This is a genomic window from Bradyrhizobium sp. 159 (assembly GCF_023073795.1).
Taxonomy (GTDB): domain Bacteria; phylum Pseudomonadota; class Alphaproteobacteria; order Rhizobiales; family Xanthobacteraceae; genus Bradyrhizobium.
This window is the reverse complement of record NZ_JADPKE010000018.1, coordinates 279693-299324: the sequence shown is the minus strand read 5'-3', so window position 1 is coordinate 299324 and position 19632 is coordinate 279693. Positions and strand designations below refer to the sequence as shown.

General features: G+C 62.9%; 17 protein-coding genes and 1 pseudogene. 13 read left to right on the top strand and 5 right to left on the bottom strand.

Annotated elements, in window-relative coordinates; translation table 11 throughout:
* Nucleotides 1-3 precede the first annotated feature (3 nt).
* Nucleotides 4-231 (top strand): annotated as a pseudogene (locus tag IVA96_RS03795) (hypothetical protein); the annotation flags it as partial.
* A gap of 26 nt (nt 232-257) precedes the next feature.
* Complete coding sequence (locus tag IVA96_RS03790) at nt 258-620, top strand: hypothetical protein (RefSeq protein WP_247415426.1); 363 nt, start codon at nt 258-260, stop codon at nt 618-620.
* A 230-nt stretch (nt 621-850) separates the two neighbouring features.
* On the opposite strand, the gene IVA96_RS35550 is transcribed toward IVA96_RS03790, so the two are convergent.
* Entirely contained in the window at nt 851-1075 is a 225-nt protein-coding gene (locus tag IVA96_RS35550) for a DUF1127 domain-containing protein (protein ID WP_346347880.1), read from the bottom strand.
* Nucleotides 1076-1314: 239 nt separating this feature from the next.
* Between IVA96_RS35550 and IVA96_RS03780 the strand changes: the two genes are divergently transcribed.
* The 4 genes from IVA96_RS03780 to IVA96_RS03765 all read left to right on the top strand — a co-directional run bounded on the left by IVA96_RS03780 (nt 1315) and on the right by IVA96_RS03765 (nt 4318).
* A complete protein-coding gene (locus IVA96_RS03780) occupies nt 1315-2868 on the top strand; it encodes a winged helix-turn-helix domain-containing tetratricopeptide repeat protein (RefSeq protein WP_247415422.1) in 1554 nt (517 codons plus the stop codon).
* Nucleotides 2869-3494: 626 nt separating this feature from the next.
* Nucleotides 3495-3704, top strand: coding sequence for a cold-shock protein (locus IVA96_RS03775; RefSeq protein WP_007593324.1), 210 nt, complete (start codon nt 3495-3497; stop codon nt 3702-3704).
* A gap of 97 nt (nt 3705-3801) precedes the next feature.
* Nucleotides 3802-4044, top strand: coding sequence for a transcriptional regulator (locus IVA96_RS03770; protein WP_247278262.1), 243 nt, complete (start codon nt 3802-3804; stop codon nt 4042-4044).
* Between the two features lie 49 nt (nt 4045-4093).
* Nucleotides 4094-4318 carry a hypothetical protein gene (locus IVA96_RS03765; protein WP_247278277.1) on the top strand — a complete coding sequence of 75 codons (225 nt, stop codon included), beginning with the start codon at nt 4094-4096 and terminating at the stop codon, nt 4316-4318.
* A gap of 186 nt (nt 4319-4504) precedes the next feature.
* On the opposite strand, the gene IVA96_RS03760 is transcribed toward IVA96_RS03765, so the two are convergent.
* The 4 genes from IVA96_RS03760 to IVA96_RS03745 form a co-directional block, all read right to left on the bottom strand.
* On the bottom strand, nt 4505-4687 hold the full coding sequence (locus IVA96_RS03760) for a hypothetical protein (RefSeq protein WP_247306267.1): 183 nt from the start codon (nt 4685-4687) through the stop codon (nt 4505-4507).
* A 609-nt stretch (nt 4688-5296) separates the two neighbouring features.
* Nucleotides 5297-6574 carry a formyl-CoA transferase gene (gene frc / locus IVA96_RS03755; protein ID WP_247278261.1) on the bottom strand — a complete coding sequence of 426 codons (1278 nt, stop codon included), beginning with the start codon at nt 6572-6574 and terminating at the stop codon, nt 5297-5299.
* Between the two features lie 149 nt (nt 6575-6723).
* Nucleotides 6724-8457: an oxalyl-CoA decarboxylase gene (gene oxc / locus IVA96_RS03750; protein ID WP_247415420.1), complete on the bottom strand. Its 1734-nt coding sequence runs from the start codon at nt 8455-8457 to the stop codon at nt 6724-6726.
* 74 nt (nt 8458-8531) lie between these two features.
* Entirely contained in the window at nt 8532-9227 is a 696-nt protein-coding gene (locus IVA96_RS03745; protein ID WP_247278275.1) for a GntR family transcriptional regulator, read from the bottom strand.
* 346 nt (nt 9228-9573) lie between these two features.
* Between IVA96_RS03745 and IVA96_RS03740 the strand changes: the two genes are divergently transcribed.
* The 7 genes from IVA96_RS03740 (at nt 9574) to gcl (ending at nt 19632) form a co-directional block, all read left to right on the top strand.
* On the top strand, nt 9574-11703 hold the full coding sequence (locus IVA96_RS03740; RefSeq protein ID WP_247415418.1) for an acetate--CoA ligase family protein: 2130 nt from the start codon (nt 9574-9576) through the stop codon (nt 11701-11703).
* 162 nt (nt 11704-11865) lie between these two features.
* Nucleotides 11866-12708 (top strand): IclR family transcriptional regulator, encoded by an 843-nt coding sequence (locus IVA96_RS03735; RefSeq protein WP_247278258.1) that lies wholly within the window; start codon nt 11866-11868, stop codon nt 12706-12708.
* A gap of 105 nt (nt 12709-12813) precedes the next feature.
* Nucleotides 12814-13782, top strand: a complete 969-nt coding sequence (locus IVA96_RS03730) for a tripartite tricarboxylate transporter substrate binding protein (RefSeq protein ID WP_247415416.1) — start codon at nt 12814-12816, stop codon at nt 13780-13782.
* Nucleotides 13779-14264 (top strand): tripartite tricarboxylate transporter TctB family protein, encoded by a 486-nt coding sequence (locus IVA96_RS03725; RefSeq protein ID WP_247415414.1) that lies wholly within the window; start codon nt 13779-13781, stop codon nt 14262-14264. The genes IVA96_RS03730 and IVA96_RS03725 overlap by 4 nt, the downstream gene beginning before the upstream one ends.
* A gap of 29 nt (nt 14265-14293) precedes the next feature.
* A complete protein-coding gene (locus tag IVA96_RS03720; RefSeq protein ID WP_247415470.1) occupies nt 14294-15763 on the top strand; it encodes a tripartite tricarboxylate transporter permease in 1470 nt (489 codons plus the stop codon).
* 124 nt (nt 15764-15887) lie between these two features.
* Nucleotides 15888-17690 carry an adenine deaminase C-terminal domain-containing protein gene (locus IVA96_RS03715; RefSeq protein WP_247415412.1) on the top strand — a complete coding sequence of 601 codons (1803 nt, stop codon included), beginning with the start codon at nt 15888-15890 and terminating at the stop codon, nt 17688-17690.
* 151 nt (nt 17691-17841) lie between these two features.
* A complete protein-coding gene (gene gcl, locus IVA96_RS03710) occupies nt 17842-19632 on the top strand; it encodes a glyoxylate carboligase (protein ID WP_247278254.1) in 1791 nt (596 codons plus the stop codon).

Genomic DNA, 19632 nt, shown 5'->3' with positions numbered 1-19632 from the left:
TAGCTCAGGCTTCAATATCTGGACCAGCCCGTAGGTGAGTTTCTCGTCATCGGGATGAACCCGATCCGGACGTGGACTGGTGAAGAGGTCATCCTGACCGTCGCAAATGGGGGAGCTGGTCTCATTCTCATCGGCCAGGATGGTCGCGCCGACGCGGAAATACCAGTGACCTCCCGCTTCGTATTCCTGCGCTCCTTGCCCATTACGCCAGCTGCGCTGAATCGAAACTGATTTTCCGAGATGGCCGAGGTGACGAAATGCTGGCGATCAGAGCGATGAAGCGCTTGGCAGCTCAAATTTGCCTCCTGCTGCTGGTGTCGACCGCGACATTTGCGCGAGATGACGGCCGCTATGCGAATTCCCCGTTGAAGCCCTGGTTCGAGAGTCTGCAAAGCGAATTCGGGAAGTGCTGTGAGGACTCCGACGCCTACGTGGTCTCCGAACCGAACTGGAAGTCCGATCACGGACAATATCGCGTTCGCATCGACGACGAATGGGTGCTCGTGCCAGACGGCGCTGTCGTCAAGCAACCAAATCTTGCCGGACGGACCATGGTCTGGAAGCACTACATCGATGGACATCCTCGTGTCCGCTGTTTCATTCCGGGCAGCATGACGTGATACCTCGTTCACCGTCTAGTGAACCCCGCGCATGATCCAAGATCGATGGTCTGGTCCACCAGTGGGATCCGTTGCGCAGTTTCGTTAAAGCAAGAGGCTTCCTCTCTTTGTTGTTGCGGCGCTTACATCCGGAAATGGCCCCTTCTGGACTTTACCGCGACCAGTTCCAATGTGGTGTCTGAGGAAGATCAGAAAGGACTTCAGGCGCAGCAATACGGCGCACGTGACTCCTATCGGTCGGTAGGCCCAATCTGGCCGTCCACGGTTGGCAGATATCGCAGCCATTCACCGGATCGGATGCCTCGAGGGTCAATACCTTGGTGCGAGGCGACGTAGTCGATCTCGCCGCGCGTGGTGCCGATATCCATCAGCTCCGTGTCGCTCAAGTTGGACAAGGTGGCGCGCAGTTTTTGGCCCTTGCGGCGCTCCTGAACGGCAGCCCAATATTTCCAGATGAAACCGGTGACATGCCGGGTCGATTCGGATGTCCATTCCAGCCATGTAGTGCCATGCGTCGGGTCATTGCGGCGTCTCCAGGACGGTGTTTTTGCACCGACCGGAGAGTGCCGCGGGATTGGCGCGGACGCTTAACCGGCAGCTTACATTTTCCGTACCGGCGGCTTATTCTCGCGATTTCCGGTGAGGCCAGAACGCTACCCCGTCATGGGAGCCTTCATCCAACGGGATTCGCATTTTGCGCTATCTCTTTGCAGAGTACGTATTCGACACTGACTGGCGCGAGTTGCATCGCGGAGCAACGGTCGTTTCCATTACGCCACAGGTGTTCGATTTGCTCGAATACCTGATCCGGAACCGGGAGCGCGTCGTCAGCAAGGACGATCTCATCGGCGCCATCTGGCACGGCCGCGTTGTGTCCGATGCCGCGCTGACGACCCGCCTCAATGCTGCCCGCGCTGCCATCGGCGATACTGGCGAGGAGCAGCGCCTCATCAGGACGCTTCCGCGCAAGGGATTCCGTTTCGTGGGACAGGTGCGGGAGGTGCAAGATGTTGCGAGCCCAAATCCGGTCGATTCGCCCGTGAGTGCTCCTGCAGTACCCGACAGGCCCTCCGTTGCCGTGCTGCCGTTCGCGAACATGTCTGGCGATCCCGAGCAAGAGTACTTCGCTGACGGGATGGTTGGTGAGATCACGACCGCGCTTTCGCGGTTCAAAGGGTTGTTCGTGATCGCGCGCAATTCAAGTTTCACCTTCAAGGGCAAGGCGGTCGACATTAAGGACGTCGGGCGCCGGCTTGGCGTGCGTTATGTCCTGGAGGGTGAGGTTCGCAAGGCCTCGGGGAAAGTTCGCATAACGGGCCGGTTGATTGAAGCAGCTACAGGTACCCACATCTGGGCGGACAGGTTCGAGCGCGACATGACGGACATTTTCGCGCTGCAGGACGACATCACGCTCGCCGTCGTCTCAGCCATTCGGCCAAAGTTGTTTCAAGCCGAACTTGCACTGGCATCGCGGCGACGACCGGAAGACCTCACCGCGTATGATCTCTATCTCCGGGCCATACAGCAAACGGTCCCATCGACCCGCGAAGGGTTGGCCGAGGGGCTCCGACTGGTCAAGCGCGCCTTGGAACTTGATCCCGGATTTGCTGGTGCCGCCGCTCTGGCAGGTGCCTGTCATTCGGAGAACGTGGTCAGGAATTATGCCATCGATCCTCAATTCGAACGCATGGAAGCCGTTCGGCTCATGCGCCTGGCATTGAGCCTCGACGATGGTGATCCCGACACGTTAGCGGGTGTTGCCTTGATTTCGGCGCTCCTTGTCGGCGATTGCGAGAGCGAGATCGAGATGTCCGACCGGGCGGTCAAGCTCAACCCGAATTCATACTACGCATGGCACCGCAGAGGCTGGGTCTATAAGATTGCGGGGCAGCCAGAGGAAGCGATCCGGAGCTTTGAACACTCCATGCGAATGAGCCCGGTAGACCCGCAAGCATTCATAGCGCTGACCGGGATAGGGTTTGCCCTTATCGAGCTTCGTCGCTTTGACGAGGTCATCATTGCAGCGAAGAAAGCCTTACGTCTCAACCCCTACTATCCAGGACCATATCGCTGCCTCATATCTGCTTTCGCCTATCTCGGACGCGACGCCGAGGCCCGTGAGGCGGTGGCTCGCATGCTTGAGATCGATCCTGGTTTCACGATTTCGGCGTGGATCGACAGGAGCCAGCTATCAAAAACCGCGAAGCTGATGATTGAGGGCTTTCGCAAAGCGGGGTTGCCCGAATAACTTCCAATGTCCACAAGGCGATCACATGTCGGTACTCTTCTGCAGCGCATGAGTCCGGAGTTGCCATTCTCGGAAGTCCGACAACGTCCGCTTTCGTGCCGCTGTTGGAGGACAGCGGACATCACGCGCGCCTACTCTTAGCAGCAGATTTTATGAGTACGCACCCTAGGGCTTCCTTTGCGCACGCTTTGGGCTGTCACCGTCGTTCTCGTTTGTCTCGGTTCGCCAGCGCAGGCCGCGGGAGAGGCAGACGTGGTGAAGTTCTTCGGTGAACAGCTTGCCAGCCGCGCGCGGTGGGCGCTCGATAGCGGTCCATCCGTTGACACTCTCGGCCAATTGAGCCTGCTAGCGTCAGATCGACGCTTGCGAATGGCGTAGCTCACTTCGCCGCGGACACCGTGTGGGTGTCAATCTTCAAAGCCGAAAACGTCCGCCGATCTCATGCGCGCATTAAATTCCGCCAAGCCTTGCAATTGATGATGATGAGGTATATGTTGAGGCTGTTCGTTCAGCCGCTGTGCCTTGTTGAATGCGCCTGCGGGCTCCTTTCCAGAGACATCGACGAAATGAATTTTTTCTGCGTGACGTTCACGCGGAATGTGCGCGTGTGCGCTTTGGAGAAGAACATGACGACAGGTACTGTGAAGTGGTTCAACGGCCAAAAGGGCTTTGGATTCATTCAGCCTAACGACGGCGGCAATGATGTGTTCGTTCACATCAGCGCGGTCGAGCGGGCTGGTCTTGCGGGTCTCGCTGAGGGCCAAAAGGTCAACTTCGAGCTCAAGACCGACAAGATGCGGGGCAAGGTCAGCGCAGAAAATCTCTCGCTGGCATAAAGGCCCTGGCGCCGTTTCACGGATGTACTGAAACGGCCACGCTACCCGCTCGATCCCCCGATTGAGCGGGTTTTGTCCGTTGTCGAGCAGGTGAACAATGAGCGCCAAGAGATCGGCTGAACCGTCGCCTGAAGCCGTCGCACGCTCCAATCGCCAGCGTTTGGCCGCTGAAGAAGGCGCGCGCGCCATGGCGGACGCCGAAAAGCAGGCCGTGGACGTTCGCAAGAACATGGCGCGGCTTCGAGAGCTGCGCGAAGCCAAGGAAGTCGCCGACGCAACCCTTCAAGCATCGTTGCCGGCGCCTGTAACGGCCAAGCGCAACAAGAAGCTGCGGCGATAGTCGGCTCCATACTGCCGACGACATCCGGAGGGCCGGTCACATGCAAAGGATGCGGGTCGTGCCTAGAATTAAATCGGACGGCGGTGGCACCATCACTTTCTTTCTCGCGCTCGGCGCGGGCCGGCAGATGTGCCGACTGGCCACCACGTTTCAGACGCAGAAGCAGGCCTTCAGCTATCTTCAGAAATACCGGACGGAATTCGAGCGCATCGCGCGAACGCGGCTCGCTTCGGGGGAGCTCGAGGACGGGGTCGTCGTGCTCTCGATGCTCTAAAGTGCGATGAGATCGGGATGAAACGCCATCGTGCCTAGGTCATTGTTTGACCGTGATCTTTTCGGAAAGCCGCTTCACACTCGCGCTAACGCGGCGCTTCGGGTCCGGATCTTGCTCTAGGCCGGCGTCGGGCGTCCATTTCGATGCAGCTCGCCCAGTGCGATCCGGAACTGGTCCACAACGCTGCTATTCGGAGTGGCTCTTGGGCTTGGCCTCGCGGGCCAATCGCTCCGCTTTCAATCGCTCGCGATTCTCGTTGAAGGATTGCTGGTCCTTCGCATAGTCATTCATCGGCTTTTGGGTTTTGACAGGCTTGAACGCCTTGTTGGCTTCGCGCTTGGCGCGATCAGAGGATTGATCTTTCAACATTTCGACCTCGATTTGATCAACGAGCGTGGTCCGGACGATAGCTGAATGCCACGCCTCCGGCGCCCACGCTGACAAGGATAGACACCCTCCGGACGAGAAAGGCGGCCAAGTCTTCAGCGTTGAACAGATCTCTTGCGAGGCGCTCAGTCACTCGCCGTGAAGGAGGCGCGCCCGCACTTCTGAGAGCGCACCGGTCAGGATAATAACCGTGGGTCACCGTATCGGTTCCTCGATGACCAATCTGAATTCAACGTTGGTTTGGCCGAACATTCCGCGGATTCAAAGCCAAGACGCTGCAACTGCTCGGCGAAGTCGTTCTGGACACTCGCAGTGTCGTTTCAGACGAGGGCGAAGGGCGGGTGAAGGGTGCAAGCTCTTAGCCGAGCCTGCCTCCGTAGCTTTGGACCATGGCATAATACTCCTGTTTTGCCCGACGGGTCAAAGAAAGTTTCGCAAAATCAGCAATCCCTTTTCGACCAAGGAGTTAGCTACTGTGCATGGGGTTGTTTTTCGACTTTTTACGTTGATGCCCCGTGACGGCAGGCATTCTCATGCAAAAAGGGCCGCCTCGACGGGCGGCCCTTTGTCTCGCGGCGAACTGCTTTCCGCTTACTCCGCGGCCTGCTTCTGGGGCGGATCGAGTGCGCCGGACTTGTGGATATCGGCGACCTGGTGGTCGCTGAAGCCGAGCACCGAGCGCAGGATCTCGTCGGTGTGCTCGCCGAGCAAGGGCGAGCGGGTCACTTCCGCCGGGCTATCCGACAGCTTGATCGGGTTGCCGACCGAGATGTATTTGCCGCGGGTGGGGTGATCGACCTCGACCACGGTGCCGGTCGCGCGCAGCGACTGATCCTCGGCGATTTCCTTCATCGACAGGATCGGGCCGCAGGGAATGTCGTCCTTGTTGAGGATTTCCATCGCCTCGAACTTGGTCTTGGTCATCGTCCACTGCTCGATGCGGGCGAAGATCTCGTTGAGGCGCGGCAGGCGGGCAGCCGGCTTGGCGTAGTTCGGATCGGTCTTCCAGGTCGGCTCGCCGATCACGTCGCAGATCTTCTCCCAGACCGGGGCTTGCGTGATGAAGTAGATGTAGGCGTTGGGATCGGTCTCCCAGCCCTTGCACTTCAGGATGCGGCCGGGCTGGCCGCCGCCGGAATCGTTGCCGGCGCGCGGCACGGCGTCGCCGAACGGAATGCCTTCGCCGAACTGGCTGTATTCCTTGAGCGGGCCGTGGGCGAGGCGCTGCTGATCGCGCAGCTTGACGCGGCAGAGGTTGAGCACGCCGTCCTGCATCGCTGCGGTGACGCGCTGGCCCTTGCCGGTGTGGGTGCGCTGATAGAGCGCGGTGACGATGCCGAGCGCCAGATGCAGGCCGGTGCCGGAATCGCCGATCTGTGCGCCGGTGACGAGCGGCAGGCCGTCGCGGAAGCCGGTGGTGGAGGCGGCGCCCCCGGTGCACTGCGCGACGTTCTCATAGACCTTGCAGTCTTCGTACGGGCCAGGGCCAAAGCCCTTGATCGAGGCGACGATCATCTTGGGGTTGATCTGCTGGATCTTCTCCCAGGGGAAGCCCATGCGATCGAGCACGCCGGGGCCGAAGTTTTCCACCAGCACGTCGCACTTCTTGATCAGCTCGGTCAGGACTTCTTTGCCCTTGGGGTTCTTGGTGTCGAGCGTGATCGAGCGCTTGTTGTGGTTGAGCATGGTGAAATACAGGCTGTCCACGTTCGGGATGTCCTGCAGCTGGCCGCGCGTGATATCACCCACGCCCGGACGCTCCACCTTGATCACGTCGGCGCCGAACCAGGCGAGCAACTGCGTGCAGGTCGGTCCGGACTGGACGTGGGTGAAGTCGAGAATGCGAACGCCCTCAAGCGCTTTGGTCATCGTGTTGCTCCTGTTACCACTCTGTTTCCGTCACGCCCGCGAAGGCGGGCATCCAGTATTCGCGATCGTTTCGGTTGGGCTCAGTGCTCGCCACAATGGATGGTCCGGCGAATACTGGATTCCCCGCCTGCGCGGGGAATGACCCGGAGTTACTTCTTCTTCTGCAGAACGCTCTGCGGATTGAGGTTGCCGATGCGGCCGCTCTCCGACCCCGCGGCCGGATCGATCACCGCGTTGATGAGCGTCGGCTTGCCGGACTCCATCGCCTCATTGACTGCGCGCTTGAGCTCGTCGGGCGAGGTGGCATTCACGCCGACGCCGCCGAAAGCTTCCATCATCTTGTCGTAGCGCGCGCCCTTGACGAACACCGTCGTCGCGGGATCGGAGTTGGCGCCGTTGACGTCGGTGCCGCGATAGATGCCGTCATTGTTGAAGATGACGACGCAGATCGGAAGATTGTAGCGGCAGATGGTCTCGACCTCCATGCCGGAGAAGCCGAACGCGCTGTCGCCTTCCACTGCGAGTACGGGATGACCGGTCTCGAGTGCGGCCGCGATCGCCTGGCCCATGCCGATGCCCATCACGCCCCAGGTGCCGACGTCGAGACGCTTGCGCGGGCGATACATGTCGATGACGCCGCGCGCGAGGTCGAGCGTGTTGGCGCCTTCGTTGACGAGGATCGCCTCGGGGTGCTCCTTGATCGCGTTCTTCAGCACGCCGAGTGCGCCGTGATAATCCATCGGCGACTTGTTGTTCATGAGCTTCGGCGCCATCTTGGCGACGTTCTCCTCGCGCTTGGACGTAATCGCCTTGGTCCATTCGGCGGGCGGGGCGGTCCAGCTTGGGCCCATCGCCTGGTTGAAGGCGGAGACGACCGAGCCGATGTCGCCGACCACGGGCGCGACGATCTCGACGTTGGAGTCCATCTCCTTCGGCTCGATGTCGACCTGGATGAACTTCTTCGGCGCTTCGCCCCAGCTCTTGCCCTTGCCGTGCGACAGCAGCCAGTTCAGCCGCGCGCCGATCAGCATGACGACGTCGGACTCTTTCAGCACCGTCGAACGGGCGGCGCCGGCGCATTGCGGATGCGTGTCGGGGAGGAGGCCCTTGGCCATGCTCATCGGCAGGAACGGCACGCCGCTCTTCTCGACGAAGCTCTTGATCTCCTCATCGGCCTGCGCGTAGGCCGCGCCCTTGCCGAGGATGATGAGCGGGCGCTTGGCGCTCTTGAGCACATCGAGCGCGCGCTTCACCGAAGCGGGCGAGGGGATCTGTGCGGGTGCAGCGTCAATCACCTTGACCAGCGACTTCTGGCCGGCATCGGCGTTCATCACCTGGCCGAACAGCTTTGCCGGCAGATCGAGATAGACACCGCCGGGACGGCCGGAGACTGCGGCGCGGATGGCGCGGGCAAAGCCGATGCCGATGTCCTGGGCGTGCAGCACGCGGTAGGCCGCCTTGCACAGCGGCTTTGCGATCGCGAGCTGGTCCATTTCCTCGTAGTCGCCCTGCTGGAGGTCGACGATCTCGCGCTCGGAGGAGCCCGAGATCAGGATCATCGGATAGCAATTGGTGGTGGCATGCGCGAGCGCAGTGAGACCGTTGAGGAAGCCGGGCGCGGAGACCGTGAGGCACACGCCGGGCTTCTTGGTAAGATAGCCGGCGATGCCTGCGGCGTAGCCGGCGTTCTGCTCGTGACGGAAGGAGATCACGCGAATACCGGCGGCCTGCGCCATGCGGCCCAAATCCGTGATCGGGATACCCGGCACATTATAGATGGTGTTGATGCCGTTCAGCTTGAGCGCGTCGATGACGAGATGGAAGCCATCCGTCAGTTCCTGCTCGGTGCCCGGTGCTTCGGACTTGGTCGCGGTGTTCAGCATGGGCCTTGTCTCCCTGATCTCTCGTAGTGGGGCGAGTGCTTCGCCCTTCTGGTGAACGTTTGCTAGGTAAAGAGCTACGTGAATAGTTCCTGGCCGTGCGCTTCGACGTAAGCGGCAAGGCCAAGGGTGTGGTCGCGGGCGCGCTTCTCGGCGAGCTCGGTGTCGCGCGCTTCCAGCGCTTCAATGATGCCGAGATGCTCGGGCAGCGACGTCGCGGTTCGGTCCTTGCGTCCGATGGTCAACTGGCGATAGCCGCGCACGTGCAGCAGCAGGTCGTTGGTGAGATCGACCAGCACGGGTGATTCCGACAGCGAGATCAGCGCCTGGTGGAAGGCGATGTTGGCGCGCGAATATTCCTCGACATGATCCTCGGGCAGGCGGTCCTTGCCAAAGTCCTTGAAGAAGTCGCGCAGCGCCGTGATGTCCTTCTTGCGCGCGGTGGTGGTGATGAGGCGGGCGGCCATGCTTTCCAGCGCTGCCCAGGCGCGGATCATGTCGACGATCTCGGTCTTGGTCCTGCGCACCACCATGATGCCGCGGCGCGGCACCGTCTTCACGAATCCGTCCTGCTCGAGCATCGCGATGGCTTCGCGGATCGGCGTGCGGCTGACGCCCAGCCGTTCGGACAGCGCGCGCTCGTCGAGCATCACCGGCTCGGGCGTCGAGTAGATGTCCATCTTGAGGATGGCTTCCTTCAAAGCGTCATACGCCTTGTTCTTGAAGCTGCTCTCCGGGGCAATGCGAACGATTGCGATGTCTGCCTCGGCCATATTCGGCAACGCCTTGGTTGGTTTCCGTAGTGACACGACGAATCTCCTCCAGGTGGGAGTCGTCTTTTACAGGAATATTAACGGGAAAGTTTTTGGCATACCACATGCCAGAATGTCAAGCCGGCGATTTTTGCGGCGTTCTAAGGGGCACACTGGCTTGACAAGTTGGCTTCTGGCATACCAAATGCCATCGCCAGCCATTTTTGATCCAAGCCGGCGGAGTAGTCTTGGGCTTATGCCACTCCGTTCCGCCCTGGAACAGAGCGCGGCGAATGGCACGCATCACCGGCAGCCGCTAACCGCGCGCGCTTTGCTAAGAACGAACTAAGGTCAAGGGAGAAGCCACATGTCCAATTCCAAAGATGCCGTCCGCAAGGTGCTTGACCAGGTCAAGGCGGACAACCGCACCAGCCTGACGGCGCCGGAAGGCAAGCTGGTCTGTGACGCCTACGGAATTCCGGTGCCGAAGGAGGACGTGGCCAAGTCGGCGGGCGAAGCCGGCAAGATGGCGTCCGCGATGGGCTTCCCCGTCGTGATGAAGATCGTCTCGCCGGACATTCTCCACAAGACCGAAGCCGGCGGCGTCATTGTCGGCCTCAAGACGGCCGAGGAAGCCGAAAAGGCCTACGAGACCATTCTTTCCAACGCCAAGAAATACAAGTCCGATGCCAAGATTGAGGGCATCCAGGTGCAGCAGATGCTGGCCGGCGGCACCGAAGTCATCGTCGGCTCGATCACCGACGGCTCGTTCGGCAAGCTGGTCGCCTTCGGCCTCGGCGGCGTGCTGGTCGAAGTCTTGAAGGACATCACCTTCCGCCTCGCACCTGCGACCAAGGAAGACGCGCTCTCGATGCTCGACGGCATCCAGGCGCATGAGATCCTAAAGGGCGTGCGCGGCGGCGAGCCGGTGAACCGCACGGCGCTCGCCGACGTCATCGTCAAGGTCTCGCAGCTCGTCACCGACTTCCCTGAGATCGTCGAGCTCGACCTCAACCCGGTGTTCGCGACGGCGAAGGGCGCAACCGCCGCCGACGTCCGTATCGTCGTCGACTTCGCCTACGTTCCCAAGCCGAAGCCGCGCCCGACCGAAGAGATCGTCGCGGCGATGAACCGCATCATGCAGCCGAAGGCGGTCGCGGTGGTCGGCGCCTCCGCCGAAGACGGCAAGATCGGCAACTCCGTGATGAAGAATCTGATCAACGGCGGCTACAAGGGTGAGATCTATCCGATCCATCCCAAGGCCGCCGAGATCCTTGGCTACAAAGCGTATAAGAGTGTCAAGGATGTGCCCGGCGTGATCGACGTCGCGGTGTTCGCGATCCCCGCGAAGTTCGTGGCGGCGGCGCTGACCGAATGCGGAGAGAAGAAAATCCCCGGCGCGGTGCTGATCCCGTCGGGCTTTGCGGAGGCTGGCGCGCCCGAGCTCCAGGCCGAGATCGTCGAGGTCGGCAAGAAGTACGACATTCGCCTGATGGGGCCGAACATCTACGGCTTCTACTATACCCCGGCCAATCTCTGCGCGACCTTCTGCACGGCTTATGACGTCAAGGGTCACGCGGCGCTGTCGTCGCAGTCGGGCGGCATCGGCATGGCCATCATCGGCTTCTCTCGCTCGGCCAAGATGGGCGTGTCGGCGATCGTCGGCCTCGGCAACAAGTCGGACATCGACGAGGACGATCTGCTCGCCTTCTTCGAGCAGGATCCGAACACCAATTTGATCGCGCAGCACTGCGAAGATCTCAAGGACGGCCGCGCCTTCGCGGAAGCGGCAAAACGCGTCTCCAAGAAGAAGCCGGTCGTCGTGCTCAAGGCCGGCCGCACCTCGGCAGGCGCGAAGGCGGCGTCCTCGCACACCGGCGCGCTCGCCGGTAACGACCGGATCTACGAGGACGTGTTCAAGCAATCCGGCGTGATCCGCGCGCGGTCCCTGCGCCAGTTGCTCGAATTCGCCCGCGGCGTACCCGTGCTGCCGACGCCGAAGGGCGAGAACGTACTGATCATCACCGGTGCCGGCGGCTCGGGCGTGCTGCTGTCGGACTCCTGCGTCGACAACGGACTGTCGCTGATGTCGATGCCGCCGGACCTCGATGCGGCGTTCCGCAAGTTCATCCCGCCGTTCGGCGCGGCCGGAAACCCTGTGGATATCACCGGCGGCGAGCCGCCGATCACCTACGTCAACACGGTCAAGCTCGGCCTGTCGGATGAGCGCATCCATGCGCTGATCCTCGGCTACTGGCACACCATCGTCACCCCGCCGATGGTGTTCGCCCGCAACATGGTCGAGGTGAAGAAGGAGATGGAGGCCAAGGGTTTCGTGAAGCCGATGGTCGCCTCGCTCGCCGGCGACGTCGAGGTCGAGGAAGCCGCCGAATATCTCTACCAGAACGGCATCCCGGCCTACGCCTATTCGACCGAGCTGCCGGTCGAGGTGCTGGGCGCCAAGTACAAATGGGCGCGCGGGGCAGGGCTGCTCTGAGCGTTATCTGTCATCCCGGGACGACGCGACGGGACCGCGCAAGCGCGGCCCGGAGCGTCGGACCCGTGATCTCGAGATTCCGGGTCTGGTACGCCAGGCCCGCGCTGCGCGCAGTCCCGGCGCACCATCCCGGAATGACGGACGCATAAGCGGCAGGTCGCGATGAGCAAGAACGTGATCCGGCGCAAATCGCTCGAGCCCAGGTCGACCGCAGAGGCCGACCACGAGGTGCGCGACGGCGGCGTGCAGTCCGTCGACCGCGCACTATCGATCCTTGAGACCCTCGCCGAGGACGATGAAGGCTATCGCCTCAGCGATCTCGCCGTCCGCACCGGCCTGTCGGCCTCCACCGTGCACCGCCTGCTGGCGACGCTGGAAAGCCGACGCTTCGTGCAGTTCGACCGCGCCGAATCCAAATGGCATGTCGGCGTGCGCAGCTTCACAGTCGGCGCGAGCTTCGCGCGGCGGCGCAATTTCTCCACGCAGGCGATCCCTTACTTGCGCAAGCTGCGCGATCTCACCCGCGAGACCGCCAATCTCGCCGTGGTCGACGACGAGTTCATCATCGTCCTAACCCGCATGGAGAGCCGCGAGATCATGCGATCGCTGACCCAGGTCGGCGGCCGTGTCCCCATGGTGACTTCCGGTGTCGGCAAGGCGGTGCTCGCGACCTATTCCGACGAGGACGTCGGCGCCGTCATCCGCCACCACGGCATGCCCCGCCTGACCGAAAAGTCGATCGTGCGGCCGAGCGACCTATTCAAAGAGCTCGAAAAGATCCGCAAGCAGGGCTACGCGCTCGACGATGAAGAGGCCTGCATGGGTCTGCGCTGTGTCGCCGCGGTCGTCTACAATGACTGCGCCGAGCCGCTCGCGGCGATTTCGGTCTCCGGCATGACCAGCCGGCTGACCGACCAGAGGTTGCCGGAAATCGGACAAATCGTGCGAGATGTCGCCGCCGAACTGACGGCAGCGCTCGGCGGGGTCATCCCGATGCCTCGCTAACCAGGACCCCGGGGTGATGTCACTGGACAGCATCGGCCGTTTTGGCTGATATGCGACCAAACGACACAATGCGGCAAACGTCCGCATGAGCCTGGAGATGCCCCCATGTTTCAATTTCCCGCGCGCGTTATCGGCGCAGCCGTCGCGTTGATCCTCGCGGCAGCCAATCCGGCTTTTGCCCAGCAGCTCGAGCTCAAGCTGATGGCGCCGGCGGCGCCGGGCGGCGGCTGGGACCAGACTGCGCGCTCGATGCAGCAGGCGCTGGTGGCCTCGGGCGTCGCCCGCAGCGTGCAGGTCACCAACGTTCCCGGCGCCGGCGGTAGCGTCGGCATCGCCCAGTTCGTCAACGGGGCGAAGGGCGACGGCAACCAGATGATGGTCAACGGCTTCGTCATGGTGGGCGCCCTCGCCATGAACAAGTCGCCCGTCACGCTCGAGCAGGTGACGCCGATCGCGCGCCTCACCGAGGAAATCCAGGTGATCGTGGTTCCCGCCAATTCGCCGATCAAGAATGCGCAGGATCTCGCCGCCGCGGTGAAGGCCGACATCGCCAAGGTGACCTTCGCCGGCGGCTCGGCCGGCGGCGTCGACCACGTGATGGCGGCGCTGTTCGCCGGCGCCGTCGGGGCCGACGCGAAGAAGATCAATTACATCCCGTTCTCCGGCGGCGGCGAGTCGCTGGCGGCGATTCTCGGCGGCAAGGTCACTGCGGGCATTTCGGGGCTGAGTGAATATGAAGGGCAGATCAAGTCCGGCAAGCTGCGTGCGATCGGCGTAACCTCGGAGAAGCGCATCGCGGGCAGCGACATACCGACCTTCAAGGAGCAGGGCATCGACCTCGTGATCGCCAACTGGCGTTCGGTGGTCGCACCTCCCGGCATCACGCCGGAGCAGCGCAAGACTTTGGGCGATGCGGTCGAGAAGATGGTGAAATCGGACGCCTGGAAGGAGATCCTCAAGCAGAAGGGCTGGGAGGATGCCTATCTCGGTGGCGACGCATTCGCCGACTTCCTGAAAAAGGAGACGACACGCGTCACCGACGTGCTGAAATCGGTCGGCCTGGTCAAGTCATGACCTCAGTCGATCCGGCCCACTCGCGGGGGCGCGTCGATCGTGCCGGTCTGGTCATCGCCGCACTGCTCGCAGCTCTCGCCGCGGTGCTGGTCTGGGACGCACGCGGCCTGCCGTCCACCGGGATGTACGGGATGGGGCCCGAAGCGATGCCCGTCGTGGTAGCCTCCGGGCTTGCGCTGCTGGCGATCGGCAATTTCATCGACGCGCTACGTGGCAATCTGCCGGCGCGCGAAAGTGCCGATCCTGTCCCCGTGGTTCTGATCCTCGTCGGCCTTGCGCTGCTGATCGCCATCATTGGCTTCGGTGGCGGATTCATCCTGGCGACGTCGGCACTGTTCGTCACGACGTCAGCCGCGTTCGGACGCCGTGCCATCCTTGCCGATTCCATTATCGCCCTCGTGATGTCGACGCTCATCTATCTCGCATTTGATCGGCTGCTGACGCTGAGCCTTCCGGCTGGCCCTCTGGAGCGACTGCTGTGATCGACACTTTTGCCGCGCTGGCTCATGGCATGGCGGTCGCCATCCAGCCCATGAATCTGCTCTATGCGCTGATTGGCGTGTTCCTCGGCACGGCCGTTGGCGTGCTGCCCGGTATCGGCCCGGCGCTCACGGTCGCACTGCTCTTGCCGGTCACCTACAAGCTCGATCCCGGCGGCTCGCTGATCATGTTCGCCGGCATTTATTACGGCGGCATGTATGGTGGCTCGACCACCGCGATCCTCATCAACACGCCCGGCGAGAGCGCCTCGATGGCGACCGCCCTCGAAGGCAACAAGATGGCCAAGGCCGGCCGCGGCGGGCCGGCGCTTGCGACCTCCGCAATCGGCTCCTTCGTCGCCGGCACCATCGCCACGATCGGTCTGGCGTTCCTCGCGCCGTGGCTGGTCGATTTCGCCGTGCGCTTTGGCCCGGAGGATTATTTCGCGCTGATGTGCGTCGCCTTTGTCACGGTGTCGGCGACCTTCGGCGATTCCCCGATCCGCGGCCTGACCAGCCTGTTCATCGGCCTGACGCTCGGTCTTATCGGCATCGACAAGCTGACCGGACAGGCGCGGCTTGCGTTCGGCATCCCCGAGCTGCTCGACGGCGTCGAGGTGACGACGCTTGCGGTCGGTCTGTTCGCGGTGGGCGAGGCGCTCTACGTCGCATCGCGCCGCCACCACACCGAGGAGAAGCTCGAGCCGGTGCGTGGCTCGTTGTGGATGACGACAGAGGACTGGAAGCGGTCGTGGAAGCCGTGGCTGCGTGGCACCATGTTCGGCTTCCCGATCGGCGCGTTGCCTGCGGGCGGTGCGGAGATTCCGACCTTCCTGTCCTATTCGACCGAGAAGCGGCTGACGAAACATCCGGAAGAGTTCGGCAAGGGTGCGATCGAAGGCGTCGCGGGACCGGAAGCCGCCAACAACGCCTCCGCCGCCGGCACGCTGGTGCCGCTGCTCACGCTCGGGCTGCCGACCTCGGCGACGGCCGCGATGATGCTCGCAGGTTTCCAGCAATACGGCCTCAACCCGGGACCGTTGCTGTTCGCCGAACGGCCCGACCTGGTGTGGGGCCTCATCGCCAGTCTTTTCATCGCCAATGCGATGCTGCTGGTGCTCAATCTGCCGCTGGTCGGCCTGTGGGTGCGGCTGCTCGCGATCCCGCAGCCCTGGCTCTATGCCGGCATCCTCGTGTTCGCAACCATGGGCACCATCGCCGCAAAGCCGTCGGTGGTCGAGTTGTCGATGCTGGCCGGCTTCGGCGTGCTCGGCTTCCTGATGCGCCGGTTCGATTTTCCGATCGCGCCCGTGGTCGTCGGCCTGATCCTCGGCCCGATCGCCGAGAGCCAATTGCGCAGGGCGCTCGCGATCAGCCTCGGCGATCCCATGACGCTGCTGCAGAGCCCGATCTCGGCGACACTGCTCGGCATCGCGCTGATCGCGCTGCTGGCGCCCTTCGTGCTGAAGGGACTCGGGCGTTTCAAGGCGAACGAGGACTAGCGGAGCTTAGAAGGCGGGGCGCGTCTGCCCAATGCGTAAGCATGGATGCCGCATTATTTGAGTTGCCCCTGCCGCCATCGGGGGCAACCATCATTGGGCTGTCCATTCCCACGCGAGAGCCCCGATGACCAAGCTCACTCGTTTTGCCGTCGCGCCGCTGCACAGCATGACGCGGTGCCTCGCCGACGTCGCATCCGCACGCGCCGCGCCGGATCTGGTCATCACCGGCGCGCGGGTGCTCTCGACCTATTCGGAGCGCATCCACGCGAGCCGCGAGGTCTGGATCACCGGCGGCCGCATCGCGGCGGTGAAGCCGGCCGGAACAGCCAGGAAGGCGTGGAGCGACGTCACGAGCTACGACGCGGCCGGCGGCATCATCGCGCCAGGCCTCGTCGATCCGCACATCCATATCGAATCCTCGATGGTGACGGCCTGCGCCTACGCGGAGGCCGCGCTGCTCAACGGCACCACCACGATCTTCTGCGACAGCCACGAGATCGGCAACGTCATGGACGTCGCCGGCATCGAGGCGATGCTCGAGGATGCGCGCGAGGCGCCGCTCTCGATCTTCCTGACGGTGCCGAGCACCGTGCCGGCAACGTCCGCGGAGCTGGAAACCGCGGGCGGCGACCTCACACCGGACAAGATCGCCGGCCTGTTCGACCGCTGGCCCGAAGCGGTGGCGCTCGGCGAGAAGATGGATTTTGTCCCGGTGACGATGGGCGACGAGCGCAGCCATGCGATCCTTGCCGCTGCATTGAAGCGCGGGCGCCCGGTGTCCGGCCATGTCTATGGCCGCGAATTCGTCGCGGCCTATGCGGCGAGCGGCGTCACCGACACGCACGAGGCGATCGACCGCGACATCGCCGACGACCTGCTCGACGCCGGCGTCTGGGTGTTCCTGCGCGGTGGTCCGCCAACGACGCCCTGGCACTCGCTGCCGCAGGCGATCCGCACCATCACCGGGCTCGGGGCGTCGCACAAGCGCACGGCCGTGTGCACCGACGACCGGGATGCCGACGATCTGCTGCTGTTCGGTCTCGACTGGGTGGTACGGGAAACCGTGAAGGCGGGGATGTCGCCGGAGCAGGCCTGGTCGATGGGCTCGCTGCATGGCGCCACCCGCTTCGGCATGGAGGGCGATATCGGTGGGCTCGGCGGCGGCCGCCGCGCCGATCTCGTGCTGATGGATGACAATCTCAAGCCGCAATGCACCTGGTATGGCGGCGAGCTCGTGGTCGAGCACGGCAAGATCACCTCCAGGCTCGATCAGGCGCTGTCACAGCGCTATCAATATCCGAAGGCCGCTTATGCCACCGTGAAGTTGCCCAAGAAGGTCAAGCTGACGCCGGAACTGCCGGCAAAGGCTTGCACCGTCAATGCCATCAAGACTGCGCTGCCGGGCATTACGCTGATTCACGAGAAGGTCAGGGTCGAGCCCGCCAATGACTGGCCGGAGCTGTTTGCGCGCTACGGCCTGTGCTTCGTCACGGTGGTCGAGCGCCACGGCAAGTCCGCCGGCAACGTCGCGTACGGCCTGTTGAAGGATTTTGGCCTGAAGCGCGGTGCGGTGGCCTCCAGCGTCGGCCACGACAGCCACAACATCATCGTCGCTGGGACCAACGAGGGCGACATGCAGGTGGCGATATCGGCGATCAGGGAGCGTCAGGGCGGCGTCTGTGTGGTGGCTGATGGCAAGGTGAGGGCATTGGTTCCGCTGCCGATCGCAGGCTTGCTCTCTGACAAGCGCGTCACCGAGGTGGCCGAAGAGGTCAAGGAGCTCAAGAAAGAATGGGCGGAGGCCGGCTGCACCATCCCCTACATGGGCTTCAATTTGATTCCGCTATCGGTCATTCCGGAAATTCGTATCACCGACAAGGGTATCGTTCTCGTGCCGCAGATGGAGCTGGCGCCGCTGTTCGAGTGATCTCCTTTCACGTGCATCTCGATCTAACCGATTGAGCCTGCCGCTATTTTTCCGCGGCTGCCGCATCGTGGAAAATAAAATCGATCTCGTTGAGATCGCATCTTGCACGCCGGATGATCTCGCTCGCTGACGCAACCAAGCGAGGTCCGATATGGCGAAGATGCGAGCCGTCGATGCTGCCGTCCGAATTCTGGAGAAGGAAGGCATCTCCACCGCCTTCGGGGTTCCCGGGGCAGCGATCAATCCGCTTTACTCGGCGTTGAAGAAGCGCGGCTCGATCCGCCACATCCTTGCGCGCCATGTCGAGGGCGCTTCGCACATGGCGGAAGGGTACACGCGGGCCAAGGCGGGCAATATCGGCGTCTGCATCGGCACTTCGGGACCGGCCGGCACCGACATGATCACCGGGCTGTATTCAGCGATCGCCGATTCCATTCCGATCCTCTGCATCACCGGACAGGCGCCCCGGGCGCGGCTCTACAAGGAGGACTTTCAGGCCGTCGATATCGAGTCGATCGCAAAGCCCGTGACCAAATGGGCGGTGACGGTGCGCGAGCCGGCGCTGGTGCCGCGCGTGTTCAGCCAGGCGTTTCACGTGATGCGCTCGGGAAGGCCGGGTCCGGTGCTGATCGACATGCCCCTCGACGTGCAGCTTGCCGAGATCGAGTTCGACGACGAGACCTACGAGCCGCTGCCGGTCTACAAGCCGGCTGCGTCGCGCAAGCAGGTCGAGAAGGCGCTGGAGATGCTCAATGCCGCCGAGCGGCCGTTGATCGTCGCCGGCGGCGGCATCATCAACGCCGATGCCTCGGATCTGCTGGTCGAATTCGCCGAAATCGCGAACGTGCCTGTCGTGCCGACGCTCATGGGCTGGGGCGCGATCCCCGACGATCACGTGCTGATGGCCGGGATGGTCGGGCTTCAAACCAGCCACCGCTATGGCAACGCGACGCTGCTGGAGTCGGATTTCGTGCTCGGCATCGGCAACCGCTGGGCCAATCGTCACACCGGCTCGGTCGAGACCTACACCAAGGGTCGTAAATTCGTTCACGTGGACATCGAGCCGACCCAGATCGGGCGCGTGTTCAATCCCGATCTCGGCATCGTCTCAGACGCGAAGGCCGCCCTCGAATTGTTCGTCACCGTCGCCAGGGAGTGGCGCCGTTCAGGCAGGCTCCGCGAGCGCCAGGCGTGGCCCGCATCCTGCCGCGATCGCAAGAGGACGATGCAGCGCAAGAGCCATTTCGACAACGTGCCGATCAAGCCGCAACGCGTCTATGAAGAGATGAACAAGGCGTTCGGCCGCGATACCACTTATGTCACCGTGATCGGCCTGTCGCAGATCGCCGGCGCGCAATTCCTCGGCGTCTACAAGCCGCGCAACTGGATCAATGCAGGGCAGGCCGGGCCGCTCGGCTGGACGCTGCCCGCCGCACTCGGCGTGCGCGCAGCGTGTCCGGAGCGAGAGATCGTCGCGCTGTCAGGCGACTACGACTTCCAGTTCTTGATCGAGGAGCTCGCGGTCGGGGCGCAGTTCAATCTGCCCTACATCCACGTCGTCGTGAACAATTCCTATCTCGGCCTGATCCGGCAGGCCCAGCGCGGCTTCGACATGGACTATCACGTTCAGCTCTCCTTCGAGAACATCAACGCGCCCGAGATCGGCGTCTACGGCGTCGACCATGTCGCCGTCGCCGAAGGTCTCGGCTGCAAGGCGATCCGCGTCACCGACCCGAAGGACACGCAAGCGGCGTTCGCGACGGCGCGCGAATTGATGGCCAAGCACCGCGTGCCCGTCGTGGTGGAGTTCATCCTCGAACGCGTCACGAACATCGCCATGGGCACGGAGATCGACAACATCGTCGAGTTCGAGGAGGTGCTGGACCTGCCACTTGACGAGGTCGACGCGGCGCGGCCCGGCGTGCTTCAGCCGGCCGAATAG